This is a genomic window from Shewanella sp. AC34-MNA-CIBAN-0136 (genome assembly GCF_040309945.1).
In the GTDB taxonomy this organism is placed as follows: domain Bacteria; phylum Pseudomonadota; class Gammaproteobacteria; order Enterobacterales; family Shewanellaceae; genus Shewanella.
In genome coordinates, this window is the sequence record NZ_JBEOPJ010000020.1 from 33,885 (window position 1) to 46,426 (window position 12,542).

Below are 12,542 nucleotides of genomic sequence, written 5' to 3' on the forward strand. Positions count from 1 at the left end.
CGGGTGGACTCATGAAATACCAGTTTGGCTCAGGCACTGTATCAGATATTTTGGCGGTATTAGCGCAAATTCCAGAGTTTGAAAAAGCAATGTCTGTGGACCTTATCGAAAACCGATTAGCAGGCAAAAACTATCTGATTTTAGTGGCAGGATTAGATAACAAGCCTGTGGGGTTTAAAGTGGGCTATACGTTATCTGATGGTCAGTTTTACAGCTGGTTAGGCGGTGTAGTTCCTGAGCATCGCAACATGAAAGTTGCTTCTCAGCTGCGACTTATTCAAGAGTCTTGGGCGATTGATAATGGCTTTAAATCTATTAGTGTTAAATCGATGAATCAATTTCCTGCCATGTTACAGATGCTTATCGCGAGTGGTTATCAAATCTGCGGTTATGAGGATAATGGGTCAATAACCGACAGTAAGATCGAGTTTATTAAATTTTTACAAACACCGTAAAATAAATAACCCCGCGTAAAGCTCGAGCCTTCCTTATGTTGCCTGTTATCGCGACTTACTATTAGTAAATGAACAGATAAACGCCCTATGAAAGCTCTGAAGCTATGAGAGATTACCGCGATTCACTCAATGGTATGACTTGTGTGTATGATGATAATAAATACTGCAGGGTTTGACGTGGCTCAGGTAGAATGCCGGCACTTAGCTTTTTCATTTTTAGGCGTATTGTAGATGCAAATCAATCGTGTACTTCTGACCGCAGTTGGTAGTGTTTTACTGGCTATGGTGACCATTCAATCCGGCGCTTCTTTAGCAAAGCAACTTTTTCCCTTGGTTGGGCCTGAAGGTACTACTGCATTACGTTTAGGTTTTGCGGCTGCCGTACTTTGGTTGGTGTTTCGTCCATGGAGAGCATTACCCCAAGGCCGTGATTGGCGGAGTATTATTATTTATGGCCTGTGTTTAGGCGGGATGAATATCCTGTTTTACTTAGCCATTGAACGGATTCCACTTGGCATAGCTGTAGCATTAGAGTTTACCGGCCCTTTGGCGGTGGCTTTATTTAGCTCTAAGCGAAAAAGCGATCTGTTTTGGGTTGCCTGCGCCATAGCGGGAATTTTACTGTTGATGCCTGATTTATCGAGTGCACAAGGGCTTGATCTTGTTGGTGCATTAATGGCATTAGGTGCAGGCGCGTGTTGGGCTGGTTATATCTTATTTGGTACTCGTACAGGCAAGCAAGCTTCTGGTGGTATTACTGTAGCGCTGGGGATGACAGTGGCTGCCATTGTGCTTGTGCCTGTTGGCGCAATAAGCCAAGGCTTAGCGTTGATTAGCTGGGAAGTGTTGCCTCTTGGCTTATTGGTAGGGGTGCTTTCTAGCGCCTTACCTTATTCTTTGGAAATGATAGCCCTTAGAAACATGCCAACACAAGCCTTTAGCGTGCTAATGAGTTTAGAACCTGCGATTGCTGCATTGGCTGGATTTATTATTTTAAGTGAGCAATTAACCTTGCTACAGTGGTCTGCCATTGGTTTGGTGATTATTGCCTCAATAGGCAGTAGTTTCACGCCTAAAAAAGCCGTTGAGATGGGCGTATAAGACTGAGCCGTCGTTTCGTTTTAACTTCTATTTATTGATATTATTAGAAAAGTCAGTGGAGTTATCCACTGACTTTTTTATCCCTTGTTAACGGCTATTTTATTGCTGCTTCAATGGCTTCATTTCCGCTCTTTGCATTTCTCTTGGGATCGGCTTACCGGGTTTTCCTGGCTTGACTGGCTTTAAGTGTTTTTTACTCGACGGTACACAGAACAGCTCTCGTTGATCATTGACTATCTGATCCGGTGCAAATTGGTTATTGATTTCTAGATTGTAGTTTCTCACTTTGCTTTGCTTGATTAAGTCATAACAAACCATATGGCGCTTTTCATTTCGAATTTTATACATCTTGTCGTTGTGGATCTTGCTTGAAGGATTACATAACAATACTGGCTTACCCAAAACCGCACGCGTTTTACCAAACTGATCTTCTATCATGATGGTTTCTTCACGAAGAGCATCTCCTTTCTGCACGCCATAACATTGGAAGTGCTCACCAGGCATATCAACAGCAACAGGGATCTCTTTAACGATATCACCACAGGCAGCGGTAAAAACCGAATATGTTTTTTTGGCTAAATTACTTGTCGACCAAGCCCAGCGGAAATTATTCGCATTGACATTACTGGCTAGAGGGAAGTTCATTGTTCCCCAGGGTGAGGTGCCTCCTGCGACAGAGCCGGGGAATAAATAGGGAGACGGAGCATTAGATAACGATCCTGCTATCAACGTATTAATTTGGCTCGTATTAGGCCCGCCGGTTTGTGCCCAACCAGACGATGGGATCGTTGATTGATATGCTTTAAAGTGGCCAGAACCAGTATAAATAGTATTGTCACCTTTGAATATGGCTGCCATGCCTTGTGAAACCTGACCATCTCCCCAAGCAATAACGCTCACCGAACAGGTCTCTAACGACTGCGGGCTGCTATCGATGTCAAACTTGAATGATTCGATTTTTTTCCAATTACTGCCATTGGCACCACGGTAAACCACCGTAGGTGTACTACCATTACCTGGTGAATGTACCACAATGAAATCATTGTCTGCGGTGACGTTAGCGGTTATTGGGGTTGCTGCGACCATAGTTGATGCACTCATTAGGCACATACTGATTAATGTTTTTTTGAGTATACTCATCCTGACTTTCCTTATTCTGGTTTAGTAAATGTTTGAATCATGCTTAATGACTTAAGCTGAATTAAAACTAACAGTTAAGATGAAAAAGTCAGTAAAGTTAGAGGGTTAAAAAGGGGGTGTTTTGTGTTTTACCCAAATTTACCCTAGTATTTAGTGGACTATAAAAATGGAAATGCATAGCGTCTAAGATGATGCATTCATTCTAAAAAGGATATTTTATGAAATACATATTACCCCTAGTCACTTTGCTTAGTTGTGTTGGTAGCGCATCTGCACACCAACTTGCATTTAATGAGCTCACACCAGTCAGCACGGCGATTAAAACCGAAATCACTTTTGAATTGAGCGAGATGGATATGATTAAACAGTATCATTACCGTGCTCAGTACTTTGATATTGAAAAGTGGATGATGAGTAAACAACTGACATTACACAATGATCATGCAGTTGCAACACATGGTGCACCGCAGTCGATGAATACTCGTCAGATGCAGCAACCGGAAGTCGAAATAGATGAGTTAGGTGGCTTTCATGGTGTGATAGACCCATTCACTAAGTTACAAGGCAATAATGTTAATTCACCAGATCTTAATAGCGTGACAAATCGAATCAACATAGCAGGGCTTGTGGCTGTGTCGATGTGTAATGCTTATGCTTCGATTAATATCAAAGATCAAAACAATAATCTAATGCCTAAGTTTATTGCACCCAATAGCTTTTTAGTGGGGATCAACCCTGCGACAGCACAGCAAAGTGATTATTCGTTATCCGAAGGAATAAAATTTAGTTGTGTGTATAAAAATGTACTCAAGCCAGCAGTCAGAGACAGTGTGCACGACATTAAATTACAGCAACCATTACTCAAAAAAGGCGGGTAAGCCCGAAAGTAACAGATTACGTTGTTTCTAAAGACTCGCTCTTGATCACTTGCATTATTCGGTCAAGGTGCGAGGTCAGTAATGTTCTATCATCGTTAGACAAATTGCATTCAGATAAAATGAAGTGACATGTTTTAACCACATTACGCCAGCGTGGATTAGCGGGTAATTTTTTTACCTGTAGGTATTTATCTAAAGAACGTGTTCTTAGACGGCCAGAATCGATAGATATAGTCCAAATTTGGCTTCTATCGGCTAATTCTACTTTATTCGTTTTAGTGCTTTTCTCCCAAATACTGATGCAATCAATCATAGTATTTACTAATAACTCCGCAAAAGAAGCTGTCAATTCAGAAGGCGATAATGGCGTAGATTCCTGTTGCTGGGCGTCGTCTTGCTCTGCTGTATCGTCATTAGATAATAAAAACAATTGCTGCTTATGTGACTCTATTATGGTCATTAAATGCTGCTGGGCTTTACGTTTTCTATAAATATAAAAGCTCACAATAAAGCCGACTAACAAGCCAACACTGGTGATGCCAAGGATTAAATTAAGTAATTTATCAATTTTTTGGCTCTTCTGTTGGCTGACAATTTGCTCTTCTGCTAACGCTCGTTGCACGCGTTCATTCTCTATATCGCTTTGAATGACTTTAATGTTCTCACTGTATTTTTTCTCCAATAAGGTCTCATGCAACTGTTGATATTTCTTTAGATAAACCAGGGACTCATAAGGGCGGCCATTGTCATAATATAACTCGCTTGCGTAGTGATAAATGTTCATTTTTTGCAATGAATCTTGTTTGGTGTCGCTATAGTCCATTGCGCTTTCAATAAATTTTATTGCCTGAGTCGCATCTTTTTGATGTGTGGCTATTTGGGCTTTTAAATAGAAAATTACGTCATGAAACGAATGGTCATCGCGGGTTAAATATTCCGATAATGTGTTGGCGACATCTAGAGCGGGCGTAAATTCATTAGCATTGATATGGATGGTGGCTACATTAATGAGCGCAGAAAGCCTGTCGTCACCGACAAGGTTATCGTTGTAGGCTTCGATGACCTTATTACTGTAGAAGTTTTTCTTATTAAACTGGTTGTTTATATTATATATCTCAGCAAGGTTTCCGTAGAGATGCGACATATAACCGATAACATGAATATCTACATTATGACTGGTGTAGCGTAAGTAATGCTCCAGTGAGAGTTCAAAATAGCGCTGGGATTCTTTAAATTTTTCGAGTTTTTTATAAATTAGACCAAGGTTGTTGAGGGTTATCGCAGTATTAAAGTCATTACCTAGAGCCTCTTTAATCGCTAAACTCTTCTGGTAGTAACTCAATGCTTTGTCATATTGATTCAAATACTGTTCAGTTAGTGCTAAATCGTTATAGCTTTTAGCCAACCAAATATCTGACTCTTGGGTTTTAGCAATGCTAAAAGCTTGTTCAAATAAGGTTTTAGCTTCTTGATAGGACTTTCTATAAAGTTTTTCCGCGGCTTTCTTACGTAACCAAAGATATTGAATATCGACATTTTGAGTAAATGCAGCGCTGTTTTTAACCTCATCAAGCATTTGTTCCGCAGCTACCTTATCACCTAACTCTTGGTAAATATCATATAAGGTTAGTTGTAACTTGGCGGCAACGATGGGGTATTTATCAATGTCTAATATTTTGAATTGTTGGCTGCAAAAGCCCAAGCTGGCTTGGGGGGGCACCTGTTTTATACGGGCTTTACATTGCTCTAATGCTGAACTGGTTTGTTGTTTCGTTTCTTCTTGGGCTGTTAACTTAGCCGCCGTTGCAGGTATATGCATCGAGCATAACGATAACAATACACATAGAAAAACTGCTGTAAGTCCCTTCACTCAACCACCAAGTCCAATCATTAATATTGTTTAAGTCTTATTACACCGTCAAATAGGTGTAATGTCAGTTAACATATTAACAACATAAACCGATAGCCAACGTAAATACAAGAGATAGTAGCGATTGACCATGTGCAGAGCTAAGTAACAGATCTAAAATCGAAGACTGTTTTTTTATTGTTTAGTCTTTATACTTGCCGGCTGTTTTGTCTTGGTAAAATGTGAAAAATGAAAAGTTGGATATTTTTGAGTGTGGCCATTTTAACTGAAGTTGTGGCAACTTCTGCGCTTAAAGCCAGTGATGGATTTTCAAAATTGGCGCCTTCAATCGTAGTTATTGTGGGCTACGTGTTGTCTTTTTATTTTTTATCCTTAGCACTAAAAGGTATTCCTGTTGGTATTGCTTATGCGACGTGGGCTGGGTTGGGTATTGTGTTAATTACAGCTATCGCTTGGGTGATGTATGGGCAAAAACTCGATTTAGGTGCGCTGGTGGGTATGACGTTCATTTTAATTGGTGTCGTTGTGATGAATTTATTCTCAAACGTTACGCCGCATTAGTATTAGCGTTAGTACATCACAAATAACATAGACATTGCGTAGCCGAATCCTTGTGTTTTTCTCCACTTTTTCCCCCACTTTTCGAGCCGACGGTACCCATTTCTCGTTAATAGTGCTAATGCGCAGCGTTTTTAGGCACAACAAAAAGGGGCTTAACAATGATAGTCATTGTTAAGCCCCTTTTTGTTTAGTGTTAGTCATAGTCTTGGATGTAGCCGCTCAAGCCTAAGCGATGAATGGGTTGATCGCCTAGGTTGTAAGCACTACTACCACGCCATATCTAAAATCTTACGGCTGGTAGCTAAATCGACTTGGCCGCTTTCAGATAATGCCGTCATACCGTGTGCTTCTAAAGCATCTACTACTAGGCTAAGTTGTTCTTGCGTTACACCGTGATCGCGTAAACGTACTGGTAACCCCACTTGCTTGAAGAAAGCCTCTGTTTTATCAATGGCTTGATCTACACGGCTAGCCTCATCACCTTCAGTGATATCCCAAACACGTGCTGCGTATTGCACTAATTTAGCGTGTTTTTGCTCTTTCAGCACACGCCATAGTGATGGCAATACAACGGCTAACGTTTGTGCGTGGTCGATATGGAATAGCGCAGTTAGCTCATGTCCAATCATGTGAGTAGACCAATCTAATGGCACGCCAGTGCCTATCATGCCGTTTAGGGCAGATGTTGCACTCCACATTAAGTTAGCGCGGGCATCGTAGTTCGTAGGCTCTTCAACAGTGATAGGACCAATTTCAATGAGGGTACGCATAATACCTTCTGCCATGCGGTCTTGTACGCGGGCATCAACTGGGTAAGTCGCATATTGCTCAAGCACATGCACAAATGCATCGACAACACCGTTTGCAACTTGAATTTTTGGTAAGCTGAACGTTAATTCAGGATCAAGCATGGCAAATGTTGGGTAGGCACATGGGTGATTTACTGGGAACTTACCACCTTGATAGCTTACGACTGCAAAGGCGTTCATTTCTGAACCCGTAGCCGGCAGGGTAGCAATAACGCCAAGTGGAATAACCTTGTCATTCGCCACTGGAACTGGTGTAAAGCCGTGATGTAATAAGCTTGCCGTGTCGCCATCAAACTGAGTTGCAAGGGCGATAAATTTGGTGCCGTCCATCACTGAACCACCACCAACAGCGAGTAAGAAGTCGATGTTTTCTTTACGGGCAACGTCAACTGCTTTAATCAGTGTGTCGTACTTAGGATTAGCTTCAATACCGCCAAATTCAAATACTGTGCGGTTACCTAATGCTGCTTTGACTTTATCTAGTGTGCCGAAACGTTGTACGCTGCCGCCACCGTAAGTGATTAATACTCGCGCATTGGCTGGGACAAGTTGGTCTAACTCTGCAATACGGTCTTTACCGAAAACAACATGAGTAGGGTTACGATAATCAAAATTAAGCATAATTGGTGCCTTTTGGTTTAGCGATGAAACAAATAAGTGACTGATTATGTAAATAGATTGATGATACACAACAGCAACGATAAATCATGTGGCTATGATAGCCTTTTGAGTCAAAATAAACATACACAGAACTGTCGTGTTCATGCCTATTCCTATCTTTATTGTGTGCATATGGTTATTTATTGATAATTTTAATACCTTTTACTGCTTTTTTGGTAGTATCGATACCATAGGTTTTTCTAAGGGGAAGGGTATGAGTGAGATAGCAACATTAATGGCACTTTTGGCCCCAAAAGAAGGGGTCAATGATACGCATTTATCTGGCGTGCATGTGTTTCGCAGCTCACAATATGGTGCGCGCGGGCCAATGTGCTATTCGCAAGGGGTGCTTATTGTCGGCCAAGGCAAAAAGCGGGTTTATTTAGACAATCAAACCTTTGAATACGATCGCCAACGCTCATTAGTGATGACAGTGCCATTGCCAGTAGAATGTGAAACCTTTGCCAGTATTGAAGAACCTGTGTTGGTGTTGATGGTTGATATTGATTTAGTACAACTCAATTACATTATCCGGTTAATGGATGAGCATCATCAAATCCCTAAAGATTTAAACGAATCGCGTCAGAGCGGCTTTTTTGTTGCTGATAACACTGAAGATATGGATTGCAGTGTTATTCGGTTATTACAAGCGTTGCAGTCGCCGTTAGAAGCAAAAGTAATGGGCGAGGCGTTAGTGCTTGAGTTGTTATATCGCCTATTGGATTCCCCCAATGCAGCACCGCTTTATGCGTTGTCGTTAAGTCATACCCGTTTATCGAGGGTAGAAAAAGCCCTTAACTACATTCATAAACATTATGGTGAGTCAGTTGAAGTAGACACATTAGCAAGCTTGGTGAATATGAGCCCGTCGGCATTCCATCGTAGCTTTAAAGAAGTTACCGCTTCATCACCAATACAATATTTAAAAAAGATTCGCCTTAATAAAGCCAAAGCGTTGTTACAGTTGCAAAATCTCAAAGTAAAAGAGGTATCAACTCAGGTGGGTTATGAAAGTACGGCTCAATTTAGTCGCGAGTTTAAACGCTACTTTGATCAAAGCCCTGGCGAGTGCGCTAGGTTATAATTTGGATTTGAGCTTAACGAATGTGCTCCTAGAGGGCACGTCATAGTGTGAATGAAGGTTACCAATGATGACAGCCCCCATACATATTACTTTTTTTGAGTTTTTAACGCCGTTAGTCGCATCAGGGCAGAAGACGATTACTATTCGTGATGCCAGCGAAAATGATTATCGGCCTGGCAGCCAGGTTGAAGTGTTTACGCTCGAAAACCATATTAAGGTGTGCGATATCATTATTTTGGCTGTGGAGCCATTAGCATTTGATGATATTAACGAGTTTCATGCTACTCAAGAAAGCTTGCCATTGGTTGAGTTAAAACAGCTTATTCAAACGGTGTACCCTAATCAGCAAGCCCTGTTTATGATTTCATTTAAATTAGTTGATGCGTAATACTCGTGACTCTTTAATAAACGCTAGTTAATATTTCTAATGCTGTTTATTGTTGTTTTATTCCCGTGATAATCCTTTCATCATTGCTAAACAGCAATGTCTAAAACATGATCTGCTTAACAAATGAGCGATGATAACCGTGCTAGTTTGCATATCTATTAGCTACCTCACATTTTAGCCATCTCTAAAGTGATATTTTGTTTTTCTGCTTACGGTATGCGTGTTTTATTAGCGCTTGTTATTCAATGGTTTTGCTCTCAGGGCTCATTCAGTTAGGATTTTTTATGTCTTCAATAATTCAGTCAGCCAGCCAGGAGTTGATTAAACCTTATCAATCTAATATTACCGTCCCCAATTGGATGATTAGCTCTATGGAGCGGGTCATGCAGTATTATGTGGATAAAAATTTACGTTTAGACACTATTTCTACAGACCGCATGCCTAAGCCTGTTGAAGGTAAAAAGTACATGTTGTATGCGCACATTCCGTTTTGCCATACCTTGTGTTCGTTTTGTACTTTCCACCGTTTTTTATTCCGCGAAGATAAAGCACGCGAATACTTTGTCGCGCTGCGCAAAGAGATTCAAATGGCCAAAGATTTAGGCTATGAGTTTGAGTCAATGTACATTGGCGGTGGCACGACCACCGTGCTTGAAGATGAGTTAGCTCGTACCATCGAACATGCAAAAAATCTGTTTCCTGGCATTAAAGAAGTGTCTTGTGAGTCTGATCCGCAGCATTTGGCTAATCCTGAATTTAAGCAATTAAAAGGCCTAGTAGATAGAATGTCAATTGGGGTACAGAGCTTCGATGATGGCATTTTAAAAATGACCGACCGCTTAGATAAATTTGGCTCAGGTCAGCAAACTTTTGACAATATTATGGCGGCTAAAGAGCTATTTCCGATCATTAACGTGGATTTGATTTTTGGTTTTCGTGGCCAAACCAAGGAGATTATCCAGTCCGATCTGGATATGGCGTCTAAACTCGACCCGCGCCAAATTACCACTTATCCATTGATGATCACCCATCAAACTCGTAAGAGTGTTAAAGGTACGTTAGCTGCCCCTCAGGGCGAAATGATGGATCAGTATCGCCAAATTTTAAATACTTTAACCGGACAATATACCCAATTATCAGCATGGGCGTTTGGTAAAACCAATGACGAAGGTTTTGATGAGTATGTTATTGATTATGATGAATACCTCGGTGTAGGTTCTGGCTCATTTAGCTTTTTAAATGACACGCTATATGTGAATACCTTTTCACTGAAAAAATACCAACAACGTATTGCTGAAGGCCGTATGGCAGTTGAGCAACAGAAAAAATACCAGCTAAAAGAAGTGATGCAATATCGCTTTTTGCTGGGTATGTTTTCGGGGCGTTTATCGCGTAAATATTTCCGTGACACTTTTAACGTTAATTTAGACACTGCGTTGTTTAAAGAAATGACCTCAATGAAAGCTATGGGAGCCATTAAAAATGACCCAGTTAATCCAGACGAATTAATCGTAACTGATAATGGCAAAATGTTGGGGTTATTGATGATGAAGGAGTTTTACTCCGGTATGGACAATGTGCGCGCCCAATTACGACAACCACTTGGCGCAACGGATATGTAATCTCGTTTAGATTAGCAAAGGCCGTGATTATCACGGCCTTTTTGTTATACTCAAGGCTCTTTTTATCTACGCTTTTTTAGGTGAGTTGCATGGCCAATATTCTTTTGCTTGCCAATATCAATTGTGATCGCATTTTAATGCTTGATAAGCCCTTACAAACGGGTGGTCGATTTCATTATCAGGATGGTGGATTGCGTTTAGGTGGTGGCGGCGCAAACACGGGATTAGGTTTAGTGTGGGCTCAACATAATGTTTCACTAGTAAGTGAAGTCGGTAGTGATGACATAGGCGACTGGATTTTAGCTAAAGCCAGTACCTTAGGGCTTGATTGTCGTTTGGTACATCGTTTTGTTGGTAATACGTGTGAGATGTTACTGGTGATGACGCCTGATGGTGAACGAACCATTATTCGACCTCAGCGACCTGTTTTTGAACTTCCTGCGCCACCAGATTGGCAACATTGGGATGCTTTTTATATTAATTCATCGGCCAAAGGTGCTGGCGCTTGGGCGGCGGATGCGATGGCGTGTAACCCTAACTGTAAAGTGATATCGCAATTAGCCAAGGATGAACGTAATCGTCCTTGTCATGTGTTGATCGCTTCAATTACCGATATGCAAGGTCGTTGCAATCAGGACCCATGGCGGTTTGCTCAGGCTATTGCTGGTGATGCATTGGAACACTTTATTGTGACAGATGGCGACCAAGGGGCGATGGTGTACAGTAATGCTGGAGAACAACATGTGCCAGCCGTTATTGCCAATGTGGTTGACACGACTGGTGCTGGCGATGCCTATGCCGCAGGCGTTATTCATGGTTTATGTCAGCAAATGTCTATTACTGATGCTATGCATGAAGGTGCGTTGTGGGCATCATTTGCGGTAGCCACAAAAAGCTCTATTCCTGGTAAGGCACTTAAGCAGTATCTAACCTAAGCCCAACACGGGTTAAGTTAAGGTTTGCAGGTGAACATTGTGCATTTGTTAAGTGTGTGCGGATAACTCAAATAATATTGCTTTGTCATTTTAGTGTCATTGTTGGCCTATATGATGAGCCCGTCTAAACAACTTTTATAGCGTCGAATGGTTCAGACCATTTTTAGCTATTATTTTTGCTATATTATCTCCCATTTTATTTATGGCCTTACTCTTCCCCAGTAAGGCTTTTTTTTGTCTGAAAATTGGGTATATTGGCACTCTATAATCATGCTTAAGCAAGGGTATGCTGGATGAGTAAGCTATTGGTAAAGAGTATTTCTGGGCTGTATTTAGGCGACCAAGTGCAAATGCATAACGGTGTTGCCAGTTGTATTAACCAAAAACATGCCGCTAAGCAGTTGACCGTGCAATTTGATCACGTAATAGGCAATCGTGAGGCCGACCCTAAACATCACGGCGGCCTCGATAGAGTGTTGCATCATTTTCCGCGTGAGCATTATGGCCAATATCGCCGCTGGGATTTAATGACTACGTTTCGTGATGCACCTTCAATGGGTGAAAATATCAGTACCGTTGGCCTTAATGAAGCACAGGTTAATATTGGTGACATCATCCAAATTGGTGATGTCACCTTGCAAGTTACACAACCTCGTTCACCGTGTTTCAAACTCAACCTACAGTTTGGTCATCCTAAATTTGCCTTAGCCATGCAAGAAAGCCGTATGTGCGGCTGGTTTTATCGAGTGTTGTCTGAAGGTGACATTCGTCCGAGTGACAGTATCTGTTTGCTAGAAAGAAAAACGGATATCAGTGTGGCTAAAGCGATGCAGATGTATTTTTTAGCTGAATTTGATGCAGAGCAATATCAGACATTGCTTGAGTGCGAAGGCTTAGCGCAAAGTTGGGTTAATTCATTGCAACGCCGGTTGGATCAGCAAAGTATAGAAGATTGGGCAATGCGCTTATATGGCAACGCCAGTTAATGTCTCCCGGTATGATAAGAACAATATGATAAAAACAACATGATAAGGAATAT

At 41.3% G+C, this 12,542-nt stretch carries 12 protein-coding genes; 9 read left to right on the forward strand and 3 right to left on the reverse strand.

The window, feature by feature from the left end:
* Positions 1-11 precede the first annotated feature (11 nt).
* A complete protein-coding gene (locus tag AAEY94_RS17380) occupies positions 12-455 on the forward strand; it encodes a GNAT family N-acetyltransferase (protein WP_101087443.1) in 444 nt (147 codons plus the stop codon).
* Between the two features lie 231 nt (positions 456-686).
* A complete protein-coding gene (locus AAEY94_RS17385) occupies positions 687-1,556 on the forward strand; it encodes an EamA family transporter (protein WP_182744142.1) in 870 nt (289 codons plus the stop codon).
* 99 nt (positions 1,557-1,655) lie between these two features.
* Here AAEY94_RS17385 and AAEY94_RS17390 read toward each other — a convergent pair whose 3' ends face one another.
* On the reverse strand, positions 1,656-2,696 hold the full coding sequence (locus AAEY94_RS17390; protein WP_101087441.1) for a DUF7450 family protein: 1,041 nt from the start codon (positions 2,694-2,696) through the stop codon (positions 1,656-1,658).
* Between the two features lie 218 nt (positions 2,697-2,914).
* Here AAEY94_RS17390 and AAEY94_RS17395 point away from each other — a divergent pair, with 218 nt between their 5' ends.
* Positions 2,915-3,574, forward strand: coding sequence for a hypothetical protein (locus AAEY94_RS17395; protein ID WP_101087440.1), 660 nt, complete (start codon positions 2,915-2,917; stop codon positions 3,572-3,574).
* Positions 3,575-3,590: 16 nt separating this feature from the next.
* On the opposite strand, the gene AAEY94_RS17400 is transcribed toward AAEY94_RS17395, so the two are convergent.
* Positions 3,591-5,444 (reverse strand): tetratricopeptide repeat protein, encoded by a 1,854-nt coding sequence (locus tag AAEY94_RS17400; RefSeq protein ID WP_101087439.1) that lies wholly within the window; start codon positions 5,442-5,444, stop codon positions 3,591-3,593.
* A 228-nt stretch (positions 5,445-5,672) separates the two neighbouring features.
* On the opposite strand from AAEY94_RS17400, the gene AAEY94_RS17405 reads away from it, so the two are divergent.
* Positions 5,673-6,005: a DMT family transporter gene (locus AAEY94_RS17405; protein WP_350979358.1), complete on the forward strand. Its 333-nt coding sequence runs from the start codon at positions 5,673-5,675 to the stop codon at positions 6,003-6,005.
* A 266-nt stretch (positions 6,006-6,271) separates the two neighbouring features.
* On the opposite strand, the gene AAEY94_RS17410 is transcribed toward AAEY94_RS17405, so the two are convergent.
* The gene (locus tag AAEY94_RS17410; RefSeq protein WP_101087438.1) at positions 6,272-7,435 is read right to left on the reverse strand and encodes an iron-containing alcohol dehydrogenase; all 1,164 of its coding nucleotides are present in this window, start codon (positions 7,433-7,435) and stop codon (positions 6,272-6,274) included.
* Between the two features lie 253 nt (positions 7,436-7,688).
* On the opposite strand from AAEY94_RS17410, the gene AAEY94_RS17415 reads away from it, so the two are divergent.
* The 5 genes from AAEY94_RS17415 (at position 7,689) to AAEY94_RS17435 (ending at position 12,489) form a co-directional block, all read left to right on the forward strand.
* The gene (locus tag AAEY94_RS17415) at positions 7,689-8,558 is read left to right on the forward strand and encodes an AraC family transcriptional regulator (protein WP_101087437.1); all 870 of its coding nucleotides are present in this window, start codon (positions 7,689-7,691) and stop codon (positions 8,556-8,558) included.
* Between the two features lie 67 nt (positions 8,559-8,625).
* A complete protein-coding gene (yqfB, locus tag AAEY94_RS17420) occupies positions 8,626-8,946 on the forward strand; it encodes a N(4)-acetylcytidine aminohydrolase (RefSeq protein ID WP_350979403.1) in 321 nt (106 codons plus the stop codon).
* 284 nt (positions 8,947-9,230) lie between these two features.
* On the forward strand, positions 9,231-10,568 hold the full coding sequence (locus AAEY94_RS17425) for a coproporphyrinogen III oxidase family protein (protein ID WP_162022000.1): 1,338 nt from the start codon (positions 9,231-9,233) through the stop codon (positions 10,566-10,568).
* Between the two features lie 89 nt (positions 10,569-10,657).
* The gene (locus AAEY94_RS17430) at positions 10,658-11,503 is read left to right on the forward strand and encodes a PfkB family carbohydrate kinase (protein WP_101087434.1); all 846 of its coding nucleotides are present in this window, start codon (positions 10,658-10,660) and stop codon (positions 11,501-11,503) included.
* 293 nt (positions 11,504-11,796) lie between these two features.
* Positions 11,797-12,489: an MOSC domain-containing protein gene (locus AAEY94_RS17435; RefSeq protein WP_350979361.1), complete on the forward strand. Its 693-nt coding sequence runs from the start codon at positions 11,797-11,799 to the stop codon at positions 12,487-12,489.
* Positions 12,490-12,542: the final 53 nt, after the last annotated feature.

Excerpts from the sequence above, each read along its gene's own strand:
- AAEY94_RS17425 (WP_162022000.1), top strand. The coding sequence starts at position 9,231 with ATGTCTTCAATAATTCAGTCAGCCAGCCAGGAGTTGATTAAACCTTAT.
- AAEY94_RS17405 (WP_350979358.1), top strand. The coding sequence starts at position 5,673 with ATGAAAAGTTGGATATTTTTGAGTGTGGCCATTTTAACTGAAGTTGTG.
- AAEY94_RS17395 (WP_101087440.1), top strand. The coding sequence starts at position 2,915 with ATGAAATACATATTACCCCTAGTCACTTTGCTTAGTTGTGTTGGTAGC.
- AAEY94_RS17415 (WP_101087437.1), top strand. The coding sequence starts at position 7,689 with ATGAGTGAGATAGCAACATTAATGGCACTTTTGGCCCCAAAAGAAGGG.
- AAEY94_RS17380 (WP_101087443.1), top strand. The coding sequence starts at position 12 with ATGAAATACCAGTTTGGCTCAGGCACTGTATCAGATATTTTGGCGGTA.
- AAEY94_RS17385 (WP_182744142.1), top strand. The coding sequence starts at position 687 with ATGCAAATCAATCGTGTACTTCTGACCGCAGTTGGTAGTGTTTTACTG.
- yqfB (WP_350979403.1), top strand. The coding sequence starts at position 8,626 with ATGACAGCCCCCATACATATTACTTTTTTTGAGTTTTTAACGCCGTTA.
- AAEY94_RS17435 (WP_350979361.1), top strand. The coding sequence starts at position 11,797 with ATGAGTAAGCTATTGGTAAAGAGTATTTCTGGGCTGTATTTAGGCGAC.
- AAEY94_RS17390 (WP_101087441.1), bottom strand. The coding sequence starts at position 2,696 with ATGAGTATACTCAAAAAAACATTAATCAGTATGTGCCTAATGAGTGCA.
- AAEY94_RS17410 (WP_101087438.1), bottom strand. The coding sequence starts at position 7,435 with ATGCTTAATTTTGATTATCGTAACCCTACTCATGTTGTTTTCGGTAAA.
- AAEY94_RS17430 (WP_101087434.1), top strand. The coding sequence starts at position 10,658 with ATGGCCAATATTCTTTTGCTTGCCAATATCAATTGTGATCGCATTTTA.